The sequence below is a fragment of the Rhodococcus baikonurensis genome, assembly GCF_040489275.1.
Classification (GTDB): domain Bacteria; phylum Actinomycetota; class Actinomycetes; order Mycobacteriales; family Mycobacteriaceae; genus Rhodococcus_F; species Rhodococcus_F baikonurensis.
Genome location: NZ_JBEUOQ010000008.1, coordinates 95393 through 120735, shown reverse-complemented (window position 1 = coordinate 120735; position 25343 = coordinate 95393). Strand labels below are relative to the sequence as shown.

Below are 25343 nucleotides of genomic sequence, written 5' to 3'. Positions count from 1 at the left end.
CGAGGACGTTCGGGCTGGCTGGAACTGCGGGTTGTGTCCGGCGTCGGTGGTCTCTAGTAGCGTCGATTCGTGAGCGATTGGCAAGCGGAAGACAGTGTGGGGGCGAAAGACGGCGTGGTGGCGGAAGACGGCCTGTTCGAGGCAACTCCGGAGGAATCCGCGATCGTCGACGAACCAGATGTCGTGTCGGTAGCCGAGCGTGCCTTGTCCTCGGTGCCGCCCGGGGCTCCACTGGCTGTCCGCATGCGTCCGCTCACCCTCGGTGAGGTTGTCGGTCAACAGCACCTGCTCGGCCCTGGCGCTCCGCTGCGCAGAATGGTCGAGGGATCCGGTGCAGCATCGGTCCTTCTGTACGGACCTCCCGGCACCGGCAAGACCACTCTCGCCTCGTTGATCTCGGGCGCAACCGGCCGCCGGTTCGAGGCTCTGTCTGCTCTGTCCGCCGGCGTCAAGGAGGTTCGCGGTGTCATCGAACTTGCGCGCCGTCGTCTGCTGAACGGCGAACAGACCGTCTTGTTCATCGACGAGGTTCATCGTTTCTCCAAAACCCAGCAGGACGCCTTGCTCGCCGCGGTCGAGAACCGGATCGTGCTCTTGGTCGGCGCGACCACCGAGAATCCGTCGTTCTCCGTCGTCTCCGCGCTGTTGTCGCGCTCGTTGGTCTTACAACTGCAATCGCTCACCGCTGCGGATGTCCAGGAACTGCTCGAACGCGCCGTCGCCGACGAGCGCGGGTTCGGGGGCGCGATCACGATCGACGACGACGCGATGGAACACCTCGTTCGTCTGGCGGCCGGCGACGCACGCCGAGCCCTGACGGCACTCGAGGCCGCCGCCGGAGCTGCACTGGACACGGCAGGTGACGCGTCGGGCCCGGTGGTGCTCGACCTCGCGACCGTCGAGGCCAGTGTCGACAAGGCCGCGGTTCGGTACGACCGTGCCGGAGATCAGCACTACGACGTCATCAGCGCCTTCATCAAGAGCATTCGTGGATCAGACGTCGACGCCGCCCTGCACTACCTCGCACGGATGCTGACAGCGGGCGAAGACCCTCGTTTCATCGCGAGGCGGCTGGTGGTTCATGCCAGCGAGGACATCGGGATGGCCGATCCGACGGCACTGCAGACTGCCACCGCCGCGGCGCAAGCAGTGCAGCTCATCGGTATGCCGGAGGCTCGTCTGGCGCTGGCACAGGCCACCATTCATCTGGCGACGGCTCCCAAATCGGGTGCGGTCATCGCCGCTCTCGGTGCAGCCATGGCCGACGTGGCCGCCGGAAAATCCGGACTGGTACCGCCGCATCTGCGTGACGGGCACTACAAGGGTGCCGAGCAATTGGGCAACGCAGTCGGATACAAGTACCCGCACGACACACGTGATGGTGTTCTGCGGCAACAGTATCCACCAGACGATCTGGTGGGTGTCGACTATTACCAGCCCACCGCGCACGGCAACGAGCGAGAGATCGCCGATCGGGTGAGCAAACTCCGCCGAATAGTTCGTGGCTGACGCCTGCCAGGTTCCACCGGCCGACGCGTTAGTCTGGACACCCATAGCTCGACGCTCTTGAAGGTAAGGACCGGTTAGTGCAAACCCACGAGATCCGCAGGCGATTCCTCGACCACTTCGTCAAGGCCGGCCACACCGAGGTGCCCAGCGCCTCGCTGATTCTCGACGACCCGAACCTTCTGTTCGTCAACGCGGGCATGGTTCCGTTCGTGCCGTTCTTCCTCGGGCAGCAGACGCCGTCCTACTCACGGGCGACGTCCGTGCAGAAGTGTGTCCGCACCCTGGACATCGAAGAGGTCGGCATAACCACCCGCCACAACACCTTCTTCCAGATGGCGGGCAACTTCTCCTTCGGTGACTACTTCAAGAAGGAAGCCATCTCCCACGCCTGGCAGTTGCTGACAGGTTCGGTCGAGGACGGCGGATACGGCATCGATCCCACGCGCCTGTGGGCAACCGTCTATCTCGACGACGACGAAGCATTTTCGATCTGGCGCGACGAGGTCGGAGTGCCCGAAGAACGCATCCAGCGCCGCGGGATGAAGGACAACTACTGGTCCATGGGTATCCCCGGACCGTGTGGACCCTGCTCGGAGATCTTCTACGACCGCGGCGCCGAATACGGCGTCGAGGGTGGCCCCGAAGCCGACGAGGATCGCTACATCGAGATCTGGAACCTCGTGTTCATGCAGAACGAGCGAGGCGAGGGCACCAACAAGGGCGACTACCCGATCCTCGGACCGCTGCCGAAGAAGAACATCGACACCGGCATGGGCGTCGAGCGCGTCGCGTTCCTCCTGCAGGGCGTCGAAAACGTCTACGAGACAGACCTTCTCCGCCCCGTCATCGACAAGGCCGCCGAACTGACCGGCAGTGTGTACGGGACCGATCACACGTCTGACGTTCGTTTCCGCGTCATCGCCGACCACGCACGCACCGCAGCGATGTTGATCGCCGACGGTGTGAACCCCGGTAACTACGGCCGCGGCTACGTCCTGCGCCGGTTGCTGCGTCGCATCGTGCGCTCGGCCAAACTGCTCGGCAGCGAGCAGCCCACCATGCGCGAGTTCATGATCGTCGTCCGCGACACGATGGCGCCGTCGTACCCGGTTCTGGAAACCGACTTCACGCGCATCGAGAACGTTGCCGTCGGTGAGGAGACCGCGTTCCTCAAGACGCTGGCATCGGGATCGGCCCTGTTCGAGAATGCTGCCGAGACGGTCAAGTCGTCCGGAAAGTCGGTCATCGCCGGCGATCAGGCATTTGCACTGCACGACACCTACGGCTTCCCGATCGACCTCACGCTCGAAATGGCGTCCGAGGCCGGTCTCACAGTCGACGAAGACGGCTTCCGCACGCTGATGGCCGAGCAGCGCAAGCGCGCCAAGGACGATGCTCAAGCGCGTAAGCACGCGCATGCGGACCTGACGGTCTACAAGGAACTGCTCGATCGAGGCGCCACCGAGTTCACCGGTTTCGACGAGCTCGTCTCCGAGGCTCACGTCCTCGCGCTGATCGTGGACGGCGTCCGTGTGCCGGTGGCGAAGGCAGGCCAGGACGTCGAGGTCATCCTCGACAGAAGCCCTCTCTACGCAGAGTCCGGTGGACAGATCGCCGACATCGGTTCGCTCACCGCTCCGGGCCTCGAAGCCAAGGTCAACGACGTGCAGAAGATCGCCAAGAAGGTCTGGACGCACAAGGTGACGGTCAAGAAGGGCGAGATCACCGAGGGTGACGTCGTCCTCGCGCACGTCGATGCCGAGTGGCGCAAGGGCGCAACCCAGGGGCACTCCGGTACCCACATGGTGCATGCGGCGCTGCGTCAGGTGCTCGGCCCCAACGCGGTGCAGGCGGGCTCTCTCAACAAGCCGGGATACCTCCGCTTCGACTTCTCCTGGCAGGGCGCGCTGTCCGATTCCCAGAAGCAGGACATCGAGGCACTCACCAACGAAGCCGTGGCGTCGAACTACGCGGTCAACACCTTTGTCACCGATCTCGACAAGGCCAAGGCGATGGGTGCGATGGCACTCTTCGGTGAGAACTACGGCGACGAGGTTCGCGTCGTCGAAATCGGCGGTCCGTTCTCGATGGAGCTGTGCGGCGGCACTCACGTCGGAAGCTCCGCTCAGATCGGTCAGGTCACGCTGCTCGGTGAGCAGTCGGTGGGCTCCGGAATCCGACGCGTCGAGGCGTACGTCGGTTTGGACTCTTACCGCTACCTCGCCAAGGAGCGTGCGCTGCTGGCCGGACTGTCCTCCTCGCTGAAGGTTCCTTCGGAAGAGGTGCCTGCCCGAGTCGAGGCTCTCGTCGAGCGTCTGAAGGTGGCCGAGAAGGAACTCGAACAGACCAAGGCCAAGGCTGTGCTGGCATCGGCGGGCGAGTACGTCGCCAAGGCCAAGCGGATCGGCAGCGTCCTCGTCATCGCCGAGCCTGCTCCCGCGGGCGTCGGCGGCAACGATCTGCGCAGCCTCGTCACGGACATCAAGGGTCGTCTCGGCTCCGAACCTGCCGTCGTAGCTCTCCTCGGTGACGTCGACGGCAAGGTCCCGTTCGTGGTCGCATCCAGCAAGGCAGCCCAGGGTCTCGGTGTGAAGGCCGGTGAGCTGGTTGCGTCCTTCGGTCCCAAGATCGGTGGCCGCGGCGGCGGAAAGCCCGACATGGCCCAGGGTTCGGGTTCGGACTCCGCAGGAATCCCGGCGGCGCTCGATGCGATCCGGGACAGAGTCGGAGAGCTGGCGGGCGGCAGCTGACGGTGGTGGCTACGCAGCAGGGTCCCGATCGCCCCGGCATCGACGACCCTGGTCGCGGGCGGCGCATCGCCATCGACGTCGGCAGCGTTCGCATCGGCGTCGCGTCCAGCGACCCCGACGGCATCCTCGCGACACCGGTGGAAACGGTTCCACGCTCGAAGGAGCGTGGGCCCGACGCGCCGGATATCCGGCGCATTATCGCCATCGTGTCCGAATACGAGGCCGTTGAGGTTATCGTCGGACTGCCACAGACGCTGCGCGGTGAGCAAGGTAAAGCCGCCGGTATCGCGACTGCATTCGCCAAACGACTGCAGCGGGCCGTCGAACCGATCCCGGTGAGACTGTCCGACGAACGACTGACGACCGTCACGGCTGCGCGCAACCTCCGCGAAAGTGGAGTCAAGGCACGCGGTCAGCGACCGATGATCGATCAGGCTGCGGCGGTGGAAATCCTGCAAGGCTGGCTGGACGAGCGGAGTAGAGCTGTGAAACCAGGGGAGTCGTCGAAGGACGCTGCACTGGAGGGCGATCTGTGAACGCGCGGTGGGATGAGGGCGGCGGAAGCCGGCCCACCAGTTCGTTCGACTTCGACAACGACGAGACCATGGTCATGCGGGCGCTGCCGCAGAACATCGATCCGCCGCACATGTCGCGAGCGGAGGCACGCAAGCAACGCGAAGCGCGCAACAAGCGCGCGAAGCGAGGTAAGAAGGTCGGTGTTCTCGCTCTCCTGGTGTTGGTGATCGCGGTTCTCGGTGTCGGTGCATACGGTGCCCTCTGGTACATGGATCGCAACAAGGCCGCGGAGGACTTCGCCGGCCCGGGCGGCGCACCCGTGGTCATCCAGATCAACAGTGGAGAAACCGCATCGGAGATCGGTGCGACGCTGGAAGCGAAGAACGTCGTCGCGAGTTCCGCTGCTTTCTACAACGCCGCGATCGCCAACCCGTCGGAGATCCAGAAGGTGCAACCAGGCTTCTACCAGGTGCCGGTGCAGAGTAGCGCCGCGAGCGCACTCGACACCTTGGTTGCCCCGGACTCCCGAGTCGGCAGTGTCGTCATCGCCGAGGGTCGTCAGCTGCACGACAGTTCGGACGCGCAGACGGGCTCGCTCAAGAAGGGCATCTACAACCTCATTTCCGAGGCGAGTTGTGTGGGCCCGGTTTCCGCTCAGAAGTGCGTCTCGACGGACGAATTGAACACTGCGGGAGCGTCTTCCGATCTGGCTTCGCTCGGCGTGCCGGACTGGGCGATGTCGTCGGTCAAGAGCGTGCCGGACAAGGACCGTCAGCTCGAAGGCCTGATCGCCGCCAGCAGTTGGGATTTCGACCCCACTGCGACGCCGACCGAGATCCTGCGTTCGTTGGTCGAGGGCAGCGCCGCCAAGTACGAGGCCACCGGGATCCTGACAGCAGGCAGCGGAGTCGGAATGTCGCCGTACCAGTTGTTGGTGGCAGCGTCGCTGGTCGAGCGTGAGGCATTGCCTGGCGACATGTCCAAGGTCGCGCGGGTGATCGTCAACCGACTCGCAGTCGATCAGCCTTTGCAGTTCGACTCCACGGTCAACTACTCACTCGACACCACCGAAGTTGCCACGACGGATGCCGACCGTGAGCGCGTCACCCCCTGGAACACGTACGCAATGCCCGGTCTGCCTGCGACGCCTATTGCTTCGCCGAGCATCGACGCGCTGAAGGCCGTGGAATCGCCGGCGGCCGGTGACTGGTTGTACTTCGTCACGATCAACAAGGAAGGCCAGACGCTCTTCACCAAGAGTTACGAGGAGCATCTGGCCAACATCGAACTGGCACAGCAAAGTGGGATTCTCGACAGTGGACGGTAGTACCGCGACTTCGCTCGCGACGCCGCGTAAGGCGGCAGTTCTCGGAAGCCCGATCGCTCACTCGAAGTCGCCGTTGCTGCACCTTGCTGCGTACGAGGCTTTGGGTCTGAGCGATTGGACCTACGAGCGGATCGAATGCACCGGCGAGCAGTTGCCTGCCCTCGTGGACTCACTCGGCCCCGAATGGGTCGGCCTCTCCGTGACGATGCCGGGCAAGATCGCAGCACTCGACTATGCCACCGAACGCACACCGCGAGCGGTGACCATCGGCTCGGCGAACACCCTGGTCCGCATCGACGGCGGTTGGCGTGCCGACTGCACGGACGTCGACGGAGTCAGCGGTGCGTTGATCGCCGGCGGCGTCGGCGATCTCAGCGGCACTTCGGCGGTAGTCGTCGGCGCGGGCGGCACCGCGCGGCCGGCATTGGTCGCGTTGGCCGACATGGGAGTTCGGACAGTCACCGTGGTCGCGCGTGATCCGGGGCGAGCATCCGGTGCCATCGAATGCGGCAGTGCTGTCGGGTTGGGCATTGATCTGGCCTCTTTCGACGACGCACGACTCGGTGGGATCTGCGCCGAATCCTCGGTCTTGGTCAGCACCGTTCCCGCAGAAGCGGCCGCGCCTTTCGCCCAGCAACTGGGGAAGGCTCGATTTGTCCTCGACGCGATCTACAACCCCTGGCCGACGCCACTCGCTTCGGCTGTCGAGGCGGCTGGTGGCACGGTGATCGGTGGCCTCGAGATGTTGCTCAATCAGGCTTTCGGACAGGTAGAGCAGTTCACGGGCAAGCCCGCTCCGCGAGAGGCGATGGCTGCCGCTATCGCCTAGCTCTGTACACAGTGTCGAGGTAGTCCACAAGACGATTCGTAGTCTGCCGCTGGCGTACGCCAGACGCCAAGCTCGAAACCATGTGGACGTTCGTGGTCTTGGCAGGCGCTGGGGTAATCGGTGGTGTCGGTGCTCGGGCGATCGTCGACAGCTGGTTGCGACGACACGGTTATCGACCAGTTGTGGCTCTCTGTTGTGTGCCACAGTGTGCCGTCGCAACAGGCTGGGTTGTGGTCGGCGCGCTGAATACCTCGGTGGTGCAGTTGCTTTCCGGTCTCGCCGTGGTGTGGTGGTGCGTCGCGATCTCGACTGTCGACCTGGCCGTGCGCCGGCTGCCCAACAGTTTCACGTTGCCCGGCTACGCAGTCGTGATGTTCTACGCGACGGTGGCAGGCACGGTGTGGGCGGCCGCGGTGGGATCGGTGCTGCTCGCCGGAATCCATCTCCTGGCGCACGTGATGTCGCCTGGTTCCATGGGTGTCGGCGATGCGAAACTCTCTCTTCCACTCGGCGCCCTCACCGGATTGGTGGGTGCTGACGCCTGGCTGTGGTCGTTGGTGTCTGCGTCGGTGCTCACCGCAACCCTGGGGATCGTGCTCGAACTGCGGACGCTCGGACGTCGAAAGAGGGGACCGGTTGCCCACAATTCGCCCCTGCCGCACGGTCCTTCGATGTGCCTGGCAGCATGCGGTTCGATCACGTTTGCCTGGCTGACGTGACGAGTGCAACATCGGCGGAAAGTCTGGCGTCATTGACCGTTCAACGACGAACCGTGATCTGCAGGAAAGACGTAACCGTCGGTTTCATAAATGCGGGTATTGCAAGCGCGCAGTCCCAGTATGCGGCGAGTCGGACTTGCCGAATGTCCACATGCTGTCGTTCACTGAGCATTCGGAAATGGGACAAAACGAATCTCGTTTCGCACTCGATTATCGGGGGAACCTATGCGCACAAGGCTTTTCGTCGCTGCGGCAGCCTGTTTGGCTGCTGTGGCCGCAGGGGCAGGCGTCGCCGGCGCCGCGCCTGCACCTTCGTCGGTGGCACTGGGCGGGGGCTCAGGAATCCTGCTGCCGGACGTGGATCACTCCAATCCCGACCAAGTTGCGGCGTGCACGTTGACCGCGGTCGGCTATGACAACGCCGGTTCGCTCGTGGCACTCACCGCCGGACATTGTGGAGTTGTCGGGGACCGGGTGTTCGCCGAATACCTGCCCGAAGCCGGCCCCATCGGCCGGTTCACCTACTCGAGTCCGGTCTCGGACATCGCCGTGATCGATCTCGACGACGCAAAGGTTGCCCCGCTGCGTACCGTCGGCGGCACGACGATCAACGGAATCGGCGCCCCGCCGGCACCGGGCACGATCGTCTGCAAGGAAGGTCGATCGACCGGCAACACGTGCGGTATCACCTGGGGTTACGACTCCGTCTACGGTGAGATCGTCGAGCACACCTGCTCGATTCCCGGTGACTCCGGTGGACCCCTTGTCGTCGGTGATCGCCTGGTCGGCTTGATCAGCAATGGTTTCGAACCGTACTGCTTCGAGCCGCTCCCGCCGCCGTTCCATGCTCCCGACAACTCGGCGGACATCAACATCGGTTTGGCTGACATCAATGCCAACGGTGGAGGATTCCGCCTGTTCTAGACCCGCAGGAACCTCTGAGATGGCCCACACGCATCGTGCGTGTGGGCCATCTGCGTTCACCCGGAGGGCCACTGTGACAACTGAGGTCTGCGACGTGGAAAGATGGTCGGCGTGCTGCGTTGGATAACTGCCGGAGAATCCCATGGTCCCGCCCTCGTTGCGATGCTCGAGGGCATGGTCGCGGGGGTCGAAGTGACCTCTGAGGCCATCTCGTCCGAACTTGCCCGTCGTCGACTCGGTTACGGCCGTGGCGCACGGATGAAGTTCGAGGCCGACAAGGTCACCATCATCGGCGGTGTCCGCCACGGATTTACGCTCGGTGGCCCCGTGGCCATCGAAATCGGCAACACCGAGTGGCCCAAGTGGGAAACCATCATGTCCGCCGACCCGGTCGACCCCGACCTGCTCGCCGATCAGGCACGCAATGCCCCGCTGACGCGCCCGCGTCCCGGCCACGCCGATTACAGCGGCATGCTCAAGTACGGCTTCAACGATGCGCGTCCCGTCCTCGAGCGTGCCAGCGCTCGCGAGACCGCAGCCCGAGTAGCCGCCGGAACCGTCGCGCGTTCGTTCCTGCGTCAGGTGTTCGGTGCCGAGGTCGTCTCACACGTCATCTCCATCGGCGCTTCCGAGCCGTACGTCGGTCCTGTGCCGGAGGGCAAGGATCTGGACGCGATCGACGCGAGCCCGGTCCGTGCCTTCGACAAGGCCGCCGAAGAGTCGATGATCGCCGAAATCGAATCGGCCAAGAAGGACGGCGACACCCTCGGTGGCGTCGTCGAGGTCGTCATCCACGGTTTGCCGGTCGGACTCGGCACCTTCGTCAGTGGCGCCGAGCGACTCGATTCACGACTTGCCGCTGCCCTCATGGGAATTCAGGCCATCAAGGGCGTCGAGGTCGGTGACGGCTTCGAGACCGCGCGCCGTCGTGGCAGCGAGGCTCACGACGAGATCCGTCCGGGCCCCGACGGCATCGTGCGTTCCACGAACCGCGCAGGCGGTATCGAAGGTGGCATGACCAATGGTGAGGCTCTGCGAGTTCGCGCCGCGATGAAGCCGATCTCGACCGTTCCGCGTGCTCTGGCGACGGTCGACATGGAGAGCGGCGAGGAAGCGGTTGCCATCCACCAGCGCAGCGACGTGTGCGCGGTTCCGGCCGCCGGCGTCGTCGCCGAGTCGATGGTTGCGCTTGTCGTGGCTCAGGCTGCACTCGAAAAGTTCGGTGGTGATTCCATTGCTGAAACCACTGCCAACTACCGTCGTTACGCCGAGGGCATCGCAGCCCGGCCGCCTCGATAGGACTCACGTATCGATGAAGCCGAAGGCTGTACTCATCGGTCCGCCCGGAGCCGGCAAATCGACCATCGGTCGACGTCTCGCGCAGGCACTCGAACTCGAATTGGTCGATACCGACGCCGAGATCGAACGGACCACGGGTAGGACGATCCCGGAGATCTTCACCCATGACGGCGAGCCTCGGTTTCGTGAGATCGAGGAATCGGTGGTTCGCGAAGCGTTGGAGGCCACCGACGGCATCGTCTCCCTCGGCGGTGGCGCGATCCTCTCCGATCGCACCCGCGAACTGCTCCAGGGTCACACGGTCATCTACCTCGAGATCAGTGTCGCCGAAGGGCTTCGCCGCACCGGGGCGAACAATCATCGTCCGCTGCTGGCCGGCGGAGATCCCAAGGTCAAGTACCAGGAGTTGATGAGGCGTCGTCGTCCGCTGTACCGGCGTTCGGCCACGATTCGGATTCGGACCGACGGCCGAAGTCCGGCGCGTGTCGTCGGACAACTGGTGTCGAAACTTCAAGACAAATGAACAACCGGAGCGGAGTAGTGGAGCAGTGACCGAACCCGTACGTGTAGAGGTGAAGACCGCAAGTCCTTACCCGGTCGTGATCGGCCGCGGCCTGCTCGGTGATCTCGTTGCCGAGTTCGACGGCGCGCGCACTGTCGCGATCTTCCATCAGCCGCCGCTGGCAGAGACCGCGGAGGCCGTACGGGCTGCGTTGGCGGAGAAGGGAATTGACGCTCACCGTATCGAGATTCCCGATGCCGAGGACGGCAAGGATCTTGCCGTCGCCGGCTTCTGCTGGGATGTGCTCGGCCGGATCGGCCTGACTCGCAGCGACGCGATCATGAGCTTGGGCGGGGGAGCGGCGACCGACCTCACCGGCTTCGTCGCTGCTACGTGGATGCGCGGTGTCAAGGTAGTTCACGTCCCCACCACCTTGCTCGCGATGGTCGACGCAGCAGTGGGCGGCAAAACCGGTATCAACACCGAAGCGGGCAAGAACCTCGTCGGTTCGTTCCATGAACCCGGCGCGGTGTTCATCGATCTCGCGACACTCGAGACGGTGCCGCACAACGAGATCGTTGCCGGCATGGCCGAGGTCATCAAGACCGGATTCATCGCCGACCCGGTAATCCTGGATCTCATCGAAGCCGATCCCAAGGCAGCTCTCGATCCGTCGGGAACTGTTCTGCCCGAGTTGATTCGTCGCTCCGTCGAGGTCAAGGCCAAGGTCGTGGCCGCGGATCTGCGCGAGTCGGATCTGCGTGAAATCCTCAACTACGGCCACACCCTCGGCCACGCGATCGAACGTCGTGAACGCTACAAGTGGCGCCACGGTGCTGCCGTCTCCGTCGGACTGGTCTTCGCTGCCGAACTCGGACGGCTCGCGGGCCGACTCGACGACGCCACCGCGGATCGTCACAAGTCGATTCTCGATCTCGTCGGGCTGCCGACGTCCTACGACGGTGACGCGTTCGGTGACCTGCTCAAGGGAATGCAGACCGACAAGAAGAACCGTGCCGGCCTGCTGCGTTTCGTGGTCCTCGACGGTCTGGCCAAGCCGGGCCGCCTCGAAGGGCCGGATCCGAGCTTGTTGGTTGCGGCATACTCCGCGATTGCCCGCGATGCGAGGCCGGCCGGCGGAACGGTCCTGCTGTGAAGATCAACGTCGTCAACGGGCCCAATCTGGGACGTCTGGGTAAGCGTCAGCCCGAGGTCTACGGCGCGACCACACACGACGACCTGATCGAATTGTGTGTCGCGGCAGGCAAGGAGCTCGGCGTCGAGGTCGTCGTTCGTCAGAGCGATCACGAAGGTGATCTGCTCGGCTGGATCCACGACGCGGCGGACGCGGGGGAACCCGTGATCCTCAATGCCGGTGGCTTGACGCACACGTCGGTGGTCCTGCGAGATGCATGCGCCGAACTGACCGCAGGTCTCGTCGAAGTGCACATCTCGAACGTTCATGCGCGAGAAGAGTTTCGGCACCATTCTTACCTGAGCCCGATTGCGACCGGCGTGATCGTCGGACTTGGCGTCGCCGCGTACCCGCTGGCGATCAGATTCCTCGCCGAGCGGGGCTGAACGAGGGAAGTCGAAAACCCAGCCACACGAATGCGGCCCCGAGGAAAATATCCTCGGGGCCGCATTCGGTTGTGTAGACGGTGGGCGTTACTGCTCGCGCTTGCCCAGATCGATCGCCGGGAAGACCGCGGTATCGGCGTCGGATTCCTCGACGGACATGGCGGCTCCGCTGTACGCGTGCTGCTCGGTGGGGGAGTCGTAGCCCTCGCTGACGGGCACGGGTTCGCGGTGACGCTCGTGGGTCGGGGTCTGCGGAGCTGTTCCGTTCTTGCGCTGTTCGCGGCTGACGAAGAAGCGTCCGACGGTGATGGCGATCATGGCGGGGACGAAGATGAGAAGAATCGTGAACGCCGCACCCGACGTCACCTCGAAGAACAAGCCCTGCTGGGTCAGCTCGAGGGAGGGGACGAGGCTGAGTGCCCAGCTGGCAGCACCGGCGACGAACCCTCCGACCAACGCGGCCTTGAGCCACAGCATGGTCAGATCGGCGCCGTCCTCGGGTTCGGGGAAGTTCCGGCGGTCACGAATGCCGTCGATACCACCCCAGATCGCGGCGAAGACGATGACGATCAACAGGGACAGCCAGCGCAGGGTGGACCCCTGAAGTGGCCACTGTGCGATCGCTGCACCGAGCAACGCACGAAACACAACATGTATCAGGGCCATGCCGAGGCCACGTACCAACCACGCATTCATGGGTACAGCCTAACTAGAACCCATTACACCTTGTGGCCTAACCCACACTTATTGCTGTAACCGTGAGTTTCGAGTTGATCGGCAGGTCTGCGCGGGCGGTAGGTTCGAGGGATGCCGGTCGACTTCAGAACACGCCGTGAATCCCTCAGACGCCTCCTCTCGGAGCGCGAACTCGACGCGATTCTCGTCACAGATCTCCTCAACATCAGATACCTCACCGGTTTCACCGGTTCGAATGCGGCGCTCGTCGTCAGTGCATCCGATTCAGCGTCCGACGAACGCGAGACGGTGATCTGCACCGACGGCCGTTACGTGACGCAGGTCGCGGAGCAGGTACCTGACCTTCGTGCCGAAATCGCCCGTTCGAGTGCTGCGCACTTGATCGAGAAGTCCACGGCGCCCGTTCTCGCATTCGAGTCACACGTGGCGACGTTCGCCGAACATCGGGCGTGGACCGAGGCGGCGCCGAAGATCCGGTTCGAACCGGTGAGCGGACTTGTCGAACAGTTGCGCATGGTCAAGGACGAGCACGAGGTGGAGTTGTTGCGCGCCGCGTGCACCGCAGCCGATGTCGCGTTGGCACAGTTGATCACTCGCGGTGGTCTGCGACCTGGCCGAACGGAACGAGAGGTCGGCCGCGAGCTGGAAAATCTGATGCTCGACAACGGTGCGGACGGTATTTCGTTCGAGACGATCGTCGCGGCCGGCGCCAACTCGGCAATTCCGCATCACCGACCGACCGACGCGATCCTGGCGTCGGGTGACTTCGTGAAACTCGACTTCGGGGCTCAGGTCGGTGGGTACCACTCGGACATGACCCGTACCTACGTGCTCGAGTCCGTTTCCGATTGGCAACGGGAGATCTACGAGCTTGTCGCGCGTTCTCAAGCTGCCGGTTGCGACGCGCTCGCGCCGGGTGTCGAATGTGCGGCAGTCGACGCCGTCGCCCGTGCGGTGATCGACGATGCAGGATACGGCGAATTGTTCCTGCACGGCCTCGGCCACGGTGTCGGCCTCGAAATCCACGAAGCACCGGGGATCGGCAAGCTCGGCACCGGTACACTTCTTTCCGGCGCGGCGGTGACCGTCGAGCCGGGCGTGTACTTCTCCGGGCGCGGAGGTGTACGGATCGAGGACACGCTCGTAGTTCGTGAGCAGGGGCCAGAGCTGCTCACACTGACCGCAAAAGACCTTACCGTCGTCTGAGACGGTTTCCCGACCCCTAGGAGACGCGAAGCAAGTGGCTTCCACCAGTGATTTCAAGAATGGTCTGGTTCTGCAGATCGAAGGCCAGCTGTGGACGATCATCGAGTTCCAGCATGTCAAGCCCGGCAAGGGCCCTGCCTTCGTGCGCACCAAGCTCAAGAACGTGCTCTCGGGCAAGGTAGTGGACAAGACGTTCAACGCCGGTGTGAAGGTCGAGACCGCCACGGTCGACCGTCGTGACATGACGTACCTTTACCACGACGGCAGCGACTACATCTTCATGGACGGCGACACCTACGACCAGGTGTCGATCAGCGAATCCACCGTCGGCGACCAGTCGCGTTTCCTGCTCGAGAACATGGCCGTCCAGGTCGCGACCCACGAAGACGTTCCCCTCTTCGTCGAGCTTCCGGTCACGGTCGAGCTCGTCGTCAAGCACACCGATCCGGGCCTGCAGGGCGACCGCTCCACCGGCGGCACCAAGCCTGCCACCCTCGAGACCGGTGCCGAGATCAATGTCCCGCTCTTCATCAACACCGGTGACAAGCTCAAGGTCGATTCCCGTGACGGCAACTACCTCGGGCGTGTGAATTCCTGAGTGTCCGGCACACATAAGAAACTCGGTGCACGCCACAAGGCGCGCAAGCGTGCCGTCGACTTCCTCTTCGAAGCCGAGGCACGTGACCTCGATCCGGTCGCACTCGCGTCGGAGCGTTCCGACCTGTCCGTCAAAGACGACGCGGTAGCGCCTGTCGCGGCCTACACCGTCACGTTGGTGTCCGGAGTCGCGGAGAATCTGGACCGGATCGATCAGGTCATCTCCTCGCATCTGCAGGACTGGACGCTCGAGCGTCTGCCCGCCGTCGACCGTGCGATTCTGCGTATCGCCGTGTGGGAGCTCTTCCACGCGACGGACGTTCCTCCGGTTGTCGCCGTGGACGAGGCCGTCGAACTCGCCAAGCAGCTCTCGACGGACGACTCTCCGGGATTCGTCAACGGAATCCTCGGCCAGGTCGTTCTCGTTGCGCCGCAGGTTCGATCGGCAGCAGCGGCGACCTCGCAGCGCGCGCAGGAATCGGATTCCGGTACCGAGTAGCAAGTCTTGTTCCACCACCCGCCGTGCGAGTCGCACAGATGTCGCCGTGCGAGTCGCACAGATGTCTCTGCGCGAGTCGCACAGATGTCACTGCGCGAGTTGTGTGTCTGCACACAACCGGTCAGCGTCACTGCTCGCACGGCGGGATCAGGTCTGTCGGCTGATAGGGTGGGGACCGTCAGACATCCTTTAACGATCCGTCCAGTGAGGCGGAGAAGGAGGTCGCAGCATGAGCGTGCCCGAAGGGTCTCGCCCATCCGATCTTGCAGGTCCAGATAACGCGAAGGCGCCGGTCGGTGCCGAGGCAGGTAGCGAGACCCGCGAATTGTTGTCCGCCCAGGATGTGGGCCGGACCATCGCGCGGATCGCTCACGAGATCATCGAGAAAACCGCACTCGACGGACCCGAGGGAACAGCCCCTCGTGTGGTTCTGATCGGTATCCCGACGCGTGGAACCACTCTCGCCACGCGACTGCGCGCCAAGATCGAAGAATTCTCCGGTGTGCGTCTTCCTATCGGATCTCTCGACATCACGCTCTACCGGGATGATCTCCGCAACAAGCCGCATCGCCCGCTCGAGCGCACGTCCGTCCCCGAAGGTGGCGTCGACAATGCGCTGGTCGTTCTCGTGGACGACGTCCTCTTCTCCGGTCGCACTGTGCGCTCGGCACTGGACGCGTTGCGCGATCTGGGGCGCCCTCGTGCGGTCCAACTCGCAGTGCTCGTGGATCGTGGTCACCGCGAACTCCCATTGCGTGCCGACTACGTGGGCAAGAACGTCCCGACCGCGAGGTCCGAGGACGTCAAGGTTCTCCTCCAGGAGCACGACGGCAGGGAAGCGGTAGTCATCTCCGGAGGTAAGAGCGCGTGAAGCACCTTCTTTCCATCGCGGACCTCGATCGTGAGTCCGCGGTAGAACTTCTCGACGAGGCGGAACGCTTCGAGCAGGCGCTTCTGGGACGCGAGGTACGCAAGCTCCCGACGCTGCGTGGACGCACGGTCATGACGGTGTTCTTCGAAAACTCGACGCGCACCCGGGTGTCCTTCGAGGTGGCCGGCAAGTGGATGAGTGCCGACGTCATCAACGTCAGTGCATCGAGTTCCTCGGTGTCCAAGGGCGAATCCCTGCGCGATACCGCGATGACCCTGCGCGCGGCCGGTGCCGACGCCCTCATCGTGCGGCATCCGTCTTCGGGTGCCGCCCACCAGATCGCCAAGTGGACCGGAGCGGCCGACGACGGTGGCCCGGCAGTCATCAACGCAGGTGACGGTACGCACGAGCATCCCACCCAGGCGCTTCTCGACGCCTTGACCCTTCGGCAGCGTCTCGGTGACATCGAGGGCAAGCGGATCGCGATCGTCGGCGATATTCTGCACAGCCGCGTGGCCCGCTCCAACGCGCTGCTGCTCTCGATGCTCGGCGCCGAGGTTGTTCTTGTTGCCCCGCCGACACTGCTGCCGGTCGGGGCGCACACCTGGCCGGTCACGGTCTCGCATTCACTCGACGCCGAACTGCCCGGCCTCGACGCGGTGCTGATGCTGCGGGTTCAGGCCGAACGCATGAACGGCGGCTTCTTCCCGTCGCAGCGCGAGTACTCGATCAACTACGGCCTGTCCGAGAAGCGACTGGCGATGCTGGCCGATCATGCGGTGGTACTGCACCCCGGCCCGATGCTGCGCGGCATGGAGATTGCATCCGCCGTCGCCGATTCCTCGAAAACTGCTGTACTGCAACAGGTTACCAACGGTGTGCACATGCGCATGGCTGTCTTGTTCCGACTTCTGGTCGGGTCGGAGGACGGCGCGCTGTGACGAGAAACGAGAACGGAGAATCACCCGTGAGTGTCCTGCTCCGCGGAGTCCTGATCTACGGAGAAGGTGAGCCCACCGACGTACTCGTCGGCGACGGCACGATCCTCGAGATCGGCGTGGACCTCGATCCGGCCACGGCATCCGAGGTGATCGATGCCGGTGGGCAGATCCTGCTTCCCGGCTTCGTGGATCTGCACACGCATCTGCGTGAGCCGGGCCGCGAAGACACCGAGACCATCGAAACCGGTAGCTCGGCAGCCGCGCTTGGTGGATACACCGCGGTCTTCGCGATGGCCAACACGAGCCCGGTCGCCGATTCGGTGGTCATCACCGATCACGTCTGGCGACGCGGTCAGGAAGTCGGCCTCGTCGACGTCCACCCCGTTGGCGCAGTCACAGCAGGCCTGGAAGGTAAGCAGCTCGCCGAGATGGCGACCATGGCCGCTGGCGTCGGCAAGGTCAAGATGTTCTCCGACGACGGCCACTGCGTCTACGACCCACTGATCATGCGTCGTGCGCTCGAATACTCCAGCTCACTGGGCGTTCTGATCGCACAGCACGCCGAAGAGCCCCGCCTGACCGTCGGTGCGGTCGCCCACGAGGGCCCCACGGCCGCGCGTCTCGGCCTGGCCGGATGGCCGCGAGCAGCCGAAGAATCGATCGTCGCCCGTGACGCACTCCTCGCGCGTGACGCCGGAGCTCGCGTTCACATCTGCCACGCATCCACCGCCGGAACCGTTGAACTCGTGAAGTGGGCTCGCAGCCAAGGGATTTCGATCACCGCCGAGGTCACCCCGCATCACCTGCTCCTCGACGATTCACGGCTCGAGACGTACGACGCGATCAACAAGGTCAATCCTCCCTTGCGTGAGGCCAGCGATGTTGCTGCCCTGCGCAAGGGTCTGGCCGAGGGCATCATCGACTGCGTCGCGACCGACCATGCTCCGCACGCCGAGCAGGACAAGTGCTGCGAATTCGCGGCCGCTCGTCCCGGAATGCTCGGCCTCGAGACGGCGCTGTCGATCATCGTGCAGACGATGGTCCAGCCTGGCCTGTTGGACTGGCGCGGCGTTGCCCGGGTCATGAGCGAGCGCCCCGCGGCAATCGTGGGCCTCGACGATCAGGGCCGCCCCATCGAGGTGGGGGAGCCGGCGAACCTGACATTGGTCGATCCGTCGGCCGAGTGGACGGTCCACGGTCCCGACCTGGCGAGTGTCGCGCATAACACTCCGTACGAGTCGATGACATTGCCCGCTCGGGTCACGACCACACTGTTACGTGGCCGCATCACCGCACACGACGGGAATGTGCGGCTGCGGAGTAGCGAGGAGTAGCGCGTCATGGACAGAGCACTGTGGATCATCGGTCTGGCGATCTTCTGGGTCGCGATGATCGGCCTGATGTACGTCGGCTGGCGTGGACGCGCTCGACGCCAGAAAGACAGGATCGGCGAGCTGCCGACGGTACCGGCAACCCTGGGTGAGCTGCTCGTGCTGCCGACCACCGGCCTCTACGTCGGCAGCACCATCGCACCCAGTTGGCAGGACCGTATCGCCGTGGGCGACCTCGGTTTCCGCGCCACCTGCGAGATCAGCCGCTACAGCGGCGGAATTCTGGTCGAGCGTGACGGTGCGTCGGCCATATGGATTCCGGAGAAGTCGATCCGCGCGATCCGCACGGAGAACGGTCTCGCCGGCAAGGTCATGAGCAAGGACGGCGTCCTGGTCATCCGCTGGGAATTGCCGAGCGGAACCGAAATCGACACGGGCGTGCGCGGTGACGACAAGACGGTTTATCCGGACTGGGTCAAGCCGGTAACTGCTTCGAACAAGACTGCTTCGAACAAGACGAATGACAACGAAGACGCAAGCTCTGGCGACATCGAGCAGAACGGAAAGAACGCATGAGCGGCTTTGGTAACAGCCCGGCAGTACTGGTCCTCGAAGACGGACGGGTGTTCCGCGGAACCACCTTCGGTGCGGTTGGACAGACCCTGGGCGAAGCGGTGTTCAGCACCGGAATGACCGGCTACCAGGAAACGCTCACCGATCCCAGCTACCACCGCCAGATCGTGGTCTCCACCGCGCCGCAGATCGGCAACACCGGCTGGAACGACGAAGACGACGAGTCGGTCGGACCGACCGGCGAGCGTGCCGGCGCCAAGATCTGGGTTGCCGGATACGTCGTTCGTGACCCCTCGCGCGTCACCTCGAGCTGGCGTGCAACCGGTTCGCTGCAGGCCAAGCTCGAAGAGCAGGGCATCGTCGGAATCGCCGGGATCGACACTCGTGCCCTGGTTCGCCACCTGCGCACTCGCGGTTCGATGAAGGCCGGCATTTTCTCCGGTGAAGCCATCGCCGCCGATGAGGAGTTGGTTCGCCGGGTCCAGGATCAGCCGACCATGCTCGGCGCCGATCTTGCCGGTGAGGTCAGCACCACCAGCGGCTACGTCGTCGAGCCGAAGGGTGGCGAGGCGCTGTACACGGTTGCCGCCATCGACCTCGGTATCAAGACCAACACCCCGCGCATGTTCGCCGAGCGCGGCATCCGCGTCCACGTGTTGCCGTCCAACGCGAGTCTCGAACAGATCCTCGACCTGAAGGCCGACGGTGTGTTCCTCTCCAACGGCCCTGGTGATCCGGCCACCGCCGACGGTGCCGTTCACCTCACGAAAGAGGTCATCGGACAGGGCTTGCCGCTGTTCGGTATCTGCTTCGGCAACCAGATCCTGGGCCGCGCCCTCGGCCTGAGCACGTACAAGATGAAATTCGGACACCGCGGCATCAACATCCCGGTGATCGAGCATCAGACCGGTCGTATCGCGATCACCGCGCAGAACCACGGCTTCGCACTCGAAGGCGAAGCCGGTCAGGAATTCGACACTCCGTTCGGTCGCGCGGTGGTCAGCCACACCTGCGCAAACGACGGCGCCGTCGAAGGTGTTCGCCTGCTCGACGATTCGGCCTTCTCGGTGCAGTACCACCCGGAGGCAGCAGCCGGCCCGCACGACGCTGCGTACCTCTTCGACCGCTTCACCAGCCTGCTCTCCGCACGGAAAGAAACCGGAGTCAAGAACTAATGCCACGCCGTACAGATCTCAAGCACATCCTGGTAATCGGCTCCGGTCCGATCGTCATCGGTCAGGCCTGCGAGTTCGACTACTCGGGCACCCAGGCTTGCCGCGTCCTCCAGGAGGAGGGCTTGCGCGTCAGCCTCGTCAACTCCAACCCCGCCACCATCATGACGGACCCCGAGTTCGCCGACGCCACGTACGTCGAGCCGATCACGGCCGAGTTCCTCGAGAAGGTCATCGCCAAGGAAGCGTTGCAGGGCAACAAGATCGACGCCGTCCTCGCGACGCTCGGCGGTCAGACTGCACTCAACGCCGCAGTGGCTCTTCACGAGCAAGGCATCCTCGAGAAGTACGACGTCGAACTCATCGGCGCCGACTTCGACGCCATCCAGCGCGGCGAAGATCGCCAGAAGTTCAAGGACATCGTCGCCAAGGTCGGTGGCGAATCCGCGAAGTCCGCAGTGTGCTACACGATGGACGAAGTACACGCAACGGTCGCCGAACTCGGTTACCCGGTTGTCGTGCGCCCGTCCTTCACCATGGGCGGCCTCGGCTCCGGCATGGCGTACGACGTCGACGATCTCAACCGGATCGCCGGTGGCGGTCTCGCCGCGTCGCCGACGGCGAACGTCCTGATCGAGGAATCCATCCTCGGCTGGAAGGAATACGAACTCGAGCTCATGCGTGACAGTCGCGACAACGTCGTGATCGTCTGCTCCATCGAGAACGTCGACCCGGTCGGTGTCCACACCGGAGACAGCGTGACGGTCGCTCCGGCGATGACACTGACCGACCGCGAGTACCAGGCGATGCGCGACCTTTCCATCGACATCCTGCGTGAGGTGGGCGTCGACACCGGCGGCTGCAACATCCAGTTCGCGATGGACCCGAAGGACGGCCGCCTGGTTGTCATCGAGATGAACCCGCGCGTTTCCCGCTCGTCGGCTCTGGCGTCGAAGGCGACCGGTTACCCGATCGCGAAGATGGCCGCCAAGCTTGCCATCGGCTACACGCTCGACGAGATCGTCAACGACATCACCAAGGAAACCCCGGCCTGCTTCGAGCCGACGCTCGACTACGTCGTCGTCAAGGCTCCGCGGTTCGCTTTCGAGAAGTTCCCCGGTGCCGACGGAACCCTGACCACCACGATGAAGTCGGTAGGCGAGGCCATGAGTATCGGCCGCAACTTCACCGAGGCCTTCGGCAAGGTCATGCGTTCACTCGAAACCAAGCGTGCGGGTTACTGGACCGGCGCCGACATCGAGACGGAGAGCCTGGACGCACTGCTCGCCGATCTGAGCGTTCCGCAGGACGGCCGCATGTACGGCATCGAGAAGGCATTCGCCCTCGGCGCAACTGTCGAGCAGCTCTTCGACGCCACCAAGATCGATCCGTGGTTCCTCGACCAGTTCCAGCAGATTCACGAGCTCGGTGAAAAGCTACGCGCTGCAGAGTCTTTCGACGAGGCTGCCCTGCGTCAGGCCAAGTACCACGGCATCTCGGACCGCCAGATCGCGGCTCTGCGCCCCGAACTCGGTGGTGACACGCACGCAGGTGAGGACGCCGTTCGCGCTCTGCGTGATCAGCTGGGCGTGCGCCCCGTCTACAAGACCGTCGACACCTGTGCCGCAGAGTTCGAGGCCAAGACGCCGTACCACTACTCGACCTACGAGCTTGATCCTGAGGCCGAGTCCGAGGTGGCTCCGCAGACCGAGCGTCCCAAGGTTCTGATTCTCGGATCCGGCCCCAACCGCATCGGTCAGGGCATCGAGTTCGACTACTCGTGTGTCCATGCGGCGCAGACGCTGTCCGAAGCCGGGTACGAGACCGTCATGGTCAACTGCAACCCCGAGACCGTCTCTACGGACTACGACACCGCTGACCGCCTGTACTTCGAGCCGCTGACGTTCGAGGACGTCTTCGAGGTCTACCGCGCGGAGGCTCAGTCGGGCACCGTTGCCGGCGTCATCGTCCAACTCGGCGGCCAGACCCCGCTCGGATTGGCGAAGCGCCTCGAAGCTGCCGGAGTCCCCATCGTGGGAACCAGCCCCGCAGCGATCGACCTGGCCGAGGACCGCGGCGAATTCGGTCGCGTGCTCACCGAAGCCGGACTGCCTGCACCGAAGTTCGGTACCGCCACCACGTTCGACGGCGCCCGCGAGATCGCAGCCGGTATCGGCTACCCGGTGCTGGTGCGTCCGTCGTACGTGCTCGGTGGTCGCGGCATGGAGATCGTCTACGACGAGGCTTCCCTCGCCGACTACATCTCGCGTGCCACGGAGATCTCCGACGATCGTCCGGTCCTGGTCGACCGCTTCCTCGAAGACGCGGTCGAGATCGACGTCGACGCTCTGTGCGACGGCACCGAGGTGTACCTCGGTGGCGTCATGGAGCACATCGAGGAAGCCGGCATTCACTCCGGCGACTCGGCGTGTGCGCTTCCGCCCATCACTCTGGGTCGTGCGGATCTCGAGAACGTCCGCCGCTCCACCGAGGCTCTTGCAAAGGGCATCGGTGTCAAGGGCCTGCTCAACGTCCAGTACGCCCTCAAGGACGACATCCTCTACGTGCTGGAAGCGAACCCCCGCGCCAGCCGTACGGTTCCGTTCGTGTCCAAGGCGACGGCCGTCCAGCTGGCCAAGGCATGCGCCCGCGTCATGCTCGGCGAATCCATCGCCGAGCTGCGCGCAAGCGGCATCCTGCCGGCGACCGGTGACGGTGGAAACACTCCGGCCGGTGCACCGATCGCGGTCAAGGAAGCTGTGTTGCCGTTCAACCGCTTCCGCCGCGCCGACGGTACCGGCGTGGATACCTTGCTCAGCCCTGAGATGAAGTCCACCGGTGAGGTCATGGGAATCGACTTCGACTTCGGTACGGCTTTTGCCAAGTCGCAGACGGCTGCCTACGGTTCCTTGCCCACCACGGGCGCGGTGTTCGTCTCGGTCGCCAACAAGGACAAGCGTTCGCTGATCTTCCCGGTCAAGCGCCTGGCAGATCTCGGATTCACCATTCTTGCCACCGAAGGGACCGCAGATGTGTTGCGGCGCAACGGTATCGAGTGCAAGCAGGTGTACAAGCAGTCGGGTGAGGATGTTCCGGCCGGTGCCGAGACCATCGTCGACCAGATCCGCAGCGGCGAGGTCGCCATGGTCATCAACACGCCGTACGGCAACAACGGCCCGCGCGTCGACGGCTACGAGATCCGAAGCGCAGCAGTAGCGTCGAACATCCCGTGCATCACGACGGTGCAGGGTGCCTCGGCTGCAGTACAAGGCATCGAAGCGGCCATCCGCGGCGACATCGGGGTGCACTCCCTGCAGGAACTGCACGCAGGTCTTCGCCGGCCGGCACAGCAGTCGTGAGTCACAGCTGGGGGCATCGTCTCCGGTCCGCGATCGCGGACCGGGGGCGGCTGTGCGTCGGCATCGACCCGCATCCCGCACTTCTCGACGCGTGGGGACTGCCGCGTACTGCTGAGGGTCTCGAGACTTTCGCCGAGATCTGCGTCGAGGCGTTCACCGGTGAGGTCGGACTCGTCAAACCTCAGGTCGCGTTCTTCGAGGCATACGGCAGCGCCGGCTTCGCCGTGTTGGAGCGGACCATCTCGGTCCTCCGCGACGCGGGAACGCTTGTCGTCGCGGACGCCAAGCGTGGTGACATCGGATCGACGATGGACGCGTACGCGCAAGCCTGGTTGGGTGATTCACCGTTGGCCTCCGACTCGGTCACTGTTTCGCCGTACCTGGGGTTCGGGGCGCTGGCTCCGACACTCGAACTGGCGAGGGAGAACGCACGCGGGATCTTCGTGCTGGCCCGAACGTCCAATCCGGAGGGTGGCGAACTTCAACAGTCGTCGGCCGACGGTGTGAGCGTGGCTCAGTCGATCGTGAACGCGGCGGTCGACGCGAACGCCGACGGCCGCGACACCGTCGGACTGGTGGTTGGTGCAACTCGGGACCACGGTCTGGACCTGTCGCAGTTCAACGGGCCGATTCTCGCTCCGGGGCTCGGCGCGCAGGGCGCAACGGCAGCGGATCTCGCAGACATCTTTGCCGGCTCGACCGAACTCCTGCTGCCGAACACCTCACGCGGGGTGCTCAGGCACGGTCCTTCGGTATCGGCACTTCGGGAGGCAGCAATGCGTGACCGAGACGAGATCGAAGCCGCATTGGCGAACTGATCCGTGAGTGACCTCGAGGCTCGTTCGAGCGGTGGAACCCGGTGGTACCGTCCGTCGGTGAATCGTTGGTGGCAGACCGGACTTCTCATCGCGGCGTGCGCCCTGCTGGCCACCGGGTTCCAATCCGTCACCGGCGTACACGGCGACGATCTCGCCGTGTACCGGACGGCGGGTCAGGCCGTCCTCGACGGCTCGAACCTGTACGACGAGTCGTTCAACGCGAGATTGCCGTTCACGTATCCGCCCTTCGCTGCGCTCGTCGCCGTTCCGGTCGCCTTGGGTTCGTGGGGCGCGGTCCAGTGGGGATGGAGTTTTGTCAGCCTCCTGATGCTGGCCGCGATCATCGTGCTCAGCTACCGCGAAGTCCCGTTCACGCGTAAGCGACCGGTCGTGGTCTACGTGGGTTTCCTGGTCCTGTGGACGGCAGCATCACCGATCTCCGATCACCTCGGGTACGGGCAGGTCGGGTTGTTCCTGACGCTCCTGTGTCTGATCGACGTGCTGGCTCGACCACGGTGGATTCCCGAGGGTGTGTTGGTGGGGATCGCCGGGGCGGTCAAACTGGTGCCGCTCGTCTACATCGGTTATTACGTGATCACCGGGCGCTGGAAAGCGGTTGCGGGAGGCCTCGCCGGCTTCCTCGGCGCAACGGCACTCGGCTTGGCGGTTCTCCCGCGCCAGACGATCGACTACTTCGGTGACATCGCCTCACTGTCGGGGCGCGTCGCTGTCGGCGACCCTTCTGTGTTCGGCAACCAGTCCGTGCGTGGAATGGCCTTGCGACTACTTCCCGAGGGCCTGGTGGGTCCCGCATGGCTTTTCGCCTGTGCAGTGTTGGGTGTCGTCGGAATTGTCGCAACACGGCGTGCTCAGCGCCTGCGGGGTGATCTTGCCGGTTTCACGGTGGTGGCTCTGCTGGCGGCAGTCGTGACTCCCATTGCCTGGACCCACCATTTCGTGTGGTTGGTGCCGGCGGTGGGCGTGCTCCTGGTTCCGATCAAGCCAAGCGTGGGGGAGCGCACTCGAACCGTGCCCGTGTGGTCCTGGGTCGCCATCAGCCTCACTGCCGCAGTAGTCCTGTTTCGGCTTCCGCGAGTCGGCGCGGACATGGATGTCCCGGTCTTCGGCTTCGTACTGGAGAATTCATTGCTCTGGGCGAGCCTCGCGGTGGTCATCGCTCTGGCTGCCCCCGGTGTGAGCCGCACCGAACCCGAGACGGTCGACGCCGGCGATCCGAAATCGTCACTGCAGACCTGAAAACAGGCCGCGACACGCGCATGGGCGTCGAAAATGCTCGAAAATTTTGGATGTGTCGGCGACCACG

The 25343-nt window shown here is 64.3% G+C and carries 23 protein-coding genes; 22 read left to right on the top strand and 1 reads right to left on the bottom strand.

Annotated elements, in window-relative coordinates; all coding sequences use genetic code 11:
- Positions 1-96: 96 nt before the first annotated feature.
- From ABWI03_RS19670 to aroQ, 11 genes are all read left to right on the top strand, one after another.
- Positions 97-1509 (top strand): replication-associated recombination protein A, encoded by a 1413-nt coding sequence (locus ABWI03_RS19670; protein ID WP_095970273.1) that lies wholly within the window; start codon positions 97-99, stop codon positions 1507-1509.
- Positions 1510-1586: 77 nt separating this feature from the next.
- Positions 1587-4259 (top strand): alanine--tRNA ligase, encoded by a 2673-nt coding sequence (gene alaS, locus ABWI03_RS19665; protein ID WP_124568647.1) that lies wholly within the window; start codon positions 1587-1589, stop codon positions 4257-4259.
- Positions 4260-4261: 2 nt separating this feature from the next.
- A complete protein-coding gene (gene ruvX, locus ABWI03_RS19660) occupies positions 4262-4795 on the top strand; it encodes a Holliday junction resolvase RuvX (protein ID WP_003944838.1) in 534 nt (177 codons plus the stop codon).
- Positions 4792-6102, top strand: a complete 1311-nt coding sequence (locus tag ABWI03_RS19655) for an endolytic transglycosylase MltG (RefSeq protein WP_298773848.1) — start codon at positions 4792-4794, stop codon at positions 6100-6102. Before ruvX ends, ABWI03_RS19655 begins: the two co-directional genes overlap by 4 nt.
- Positions 6092-6931: a shikimate dehydrogenase gene (locus ABWI03_RS19650; RefSeq protein ID WP_298773845.1), complete on the top strand. Its 840-nt coding sequence runs from the start codon at positions 6092-6094 to the stop codon at positions 6929-6931. Before ABWI03_RS19655 ends, ABWI03_RS19650 begins: the two co-directional genes overlap by 11 nt.
- 80 nt (positions 6932-7011) lie before the next feature.
- The gene (locus ABWI03_RS19645) at positions 7012-7650 is read left to right on the top strand and encodes a prepilin peptidase (RefSeq protein WP_283376396.1); all 639 of its coding nucleotides are present in this window, start codon (positions 7012-7014) and stop codon (positions 7648-7650) included.
- Positions 7651-7875: 225 nt separating this feature from the next.
- On the top strand, positions 7876-8574 hold the full coding sequence (locus ABWI03_RS19640) for a S1 family peptidase (protein WP_095970216.1): 699 nt from the start codon (positions 7876-7878) through the stop codon (positions 8572-8574).
- 111 nt (positions 8575-8685) lie between these two features.
- Entirely contained in the window at positions 8686-9873 is a 1188-nt protein-coding gene (gene aroC, locus ABWI03_RS19635) for a chorismate synthase (protein ID WP_003944974.1), read from the top strand.
- A 13-nt stretch (positions 9874-9886) separates the two neighbouring features.
- Positions 9887-10396, top strand: coding sequence for a shikimate kinase (locus tag ABWI03_RS19630; protein ID WP_095970215.1), 510 nt, complete (start codon positions 9887-9889; stop codon positions 10394-10396).
- A gap of 25 nt (positions 10397-10421) precedes the next feature.
- Complete coding sequence (aroB, locus tag ABWI03_RS19625; protein WP_095970214.1) at positions 10422-11531, top strand: 3-dehydroquinate synthase; 1110 nt, start codon at positions 10422-10424, stop codon at positions 11529-11531.
- The gene (gene aroQ, locus ABWI03_RS19620) at positions 11528-11956 is read left to right on the top strand and encodes a type II 3-dehydroquinate dehydratase (protein ID WP_095970213.1); all 429 of its coding nucleotides are present in this window, start codon (positions 11528-11530) and stop codon (positions 11954-11956) included. Before aroB ends, aroQ begins: the two co-directional genes overlap by 4 nt.
- A gap of 87 nt (positions 11957-12043) precedes the next feature.
- Here the strand turns inward: aroQ and ABWI03_RS19615 are convergent, their stop codons facing one another.
- The gene (locus tag ABWI03_RS19615; protein ID WP_124568642.1) at positions 12044-12652 is read right to left on the bottom strand and encodes a B-4DMT family transporter; all 609 of its coding nucleotides are present in this window, start codon (positions 12650-12652) and stop codon (positions 12044-12046) included.
- A gap of 111 nt (positions 12653-12763) precedes the next feature.
- On the opposite strand from ABWI03_RS19615, the gene ABWI03_RS19610 reads away from it, so the two are divergent.
- The 11 genes from ABWI03_RS19610 to ABWI03_RS19560 all read left to right on the top strand — a co-directional run bounded on the left by ABWI03_RS19610 (position 12764) and on the right by ABWI03_RS19560 (position 25276).
- Positions 12764-13858, top strand: a complete 1095-nt coding sequence (locus tag ABWI03_RS19610) for a M24 family metallopeptidase (protein WP_095970211.1) — start codon at positions 12764-12766, stop codon at positions 13856-13858.
- 34 nt (positions 13859-13892) lie between these two features.
- Positions 13893-14456 (top strand): elongation factor P, encoded by a 564-nt coding sequence (gene efp, locus ABWI03_RS19605; protein ID WP_003944958.1) that lies wholly within the window; start codon positions 13893-13895, stop codon positions 14454-14456.
- Positions 14457-14954, top strand: a complete 498-nt coding sequence (gene nusB, locus ABWI03_RS19600; protein ID WP_007728014.1) for a transcription antitermination factor NusB — start codon at positions 14457-14459, stop codon at positions 14952-14954.
- Between the two features lie 229 nt (positions 14955-15183).
- Entirely contained in the window at positions 15184-15825 is a 642-nt protein-coding gene (gene pyrR, locus ABWI03_RS19595; RefSeq protein ID WP_095970210.1) for a bifunctional pyr operon transcriptional regulator/uracil phosphoribosyltransferase PyrR, read from the top strand.
- A complete protein-coding gene (locus ABWI03_RS19590) occupies positions 15822-16766 on the top strand; it encodes an aspartate carbamoyltransferase catalytic subunit (RefSeq protein ID WP_298773837.1) in 945 nt (314 codons plus the stop codon). The genes pyrR and ABWI03_RS19590 overlap by 4 nt, the downstream gene beginning before the upstream one ends.
- 26 nt (positions 16767-16792) lie before the next feature.
- Positions 16793-18100 (top strand): dihydroorotase, encoded by a 1308-nt coding sequence (locus ABWI03_RS19585; protein WP_003944990.1) that lies wholly within the window; start codon positions 16793-16795, stop codon positions 18098-18100.
- 6 nt (positions 18101-18106) lie between these two features.
- Complete coding sequence (locus ABWI03_RS19580) at positions 18107-18673, top strand: PH-like domain-containing protein (protein WP_095970208.1); 567 nt, start codon at positions 18107-18109, stop codon at positions 18671-18673.
- Entirely contained in the window at positions 18670-19845 is a 1176-nt protein-coding gene (gene carA, locus ABWI03_RS19575) for a glutamine-hydrolyzing carbamoyl-phosphate synthase small subunit (protein WP_298773834.1), read from the top strand. The genes ABWI03_RS19580 and carA overlap by 4 nt, the downstream gene beginning before the upstream one ends.
- Positions 19845-23201 carry a carbamoyl-phosphate synthase large subunit gene (gene carB, locus ABWI03_RS19570; protein WP_095970207.1) on the top strand — a complete coding sequence of 1119 codons (3357 nt, stop codon included), beginning with the start codon at positions 19845-19847 and terminating at the stop codon, positions 23199-23201. Before carA ends, carB begins: the two co-directional genes overlap by 1 nt.
- The gene (pyrF, locus tag ABWI03_RS19565; protein WP_095970206.1) at positions 23198-24019 is read left to right on the top strand and encodes an orotidine-5'-phosphate decarboxylase; all 822 of its coding nucleotides are present in this window, start codon (positions 23198-23200) and stop codon (positions 24017-24019) included. Before carB ends, pyrF begins: the two co-directional genes overlap by 4 nt.
- 57 nt (positions 24020-24076) lie before the next feature.
- Positions 24077-25276, top strand: a complete 1200-nt coding sequence (locus tag ABWI03_RS19560; RefSeq protein ID WP_298773831.1) for a glycosyltransferase 87 family protein — start codon at positions 24077-24079, stop codon at positions 25274-25276.
- The last annotated feature ends 67 nt before the right edge of the window (positions 25277-25343 follow it).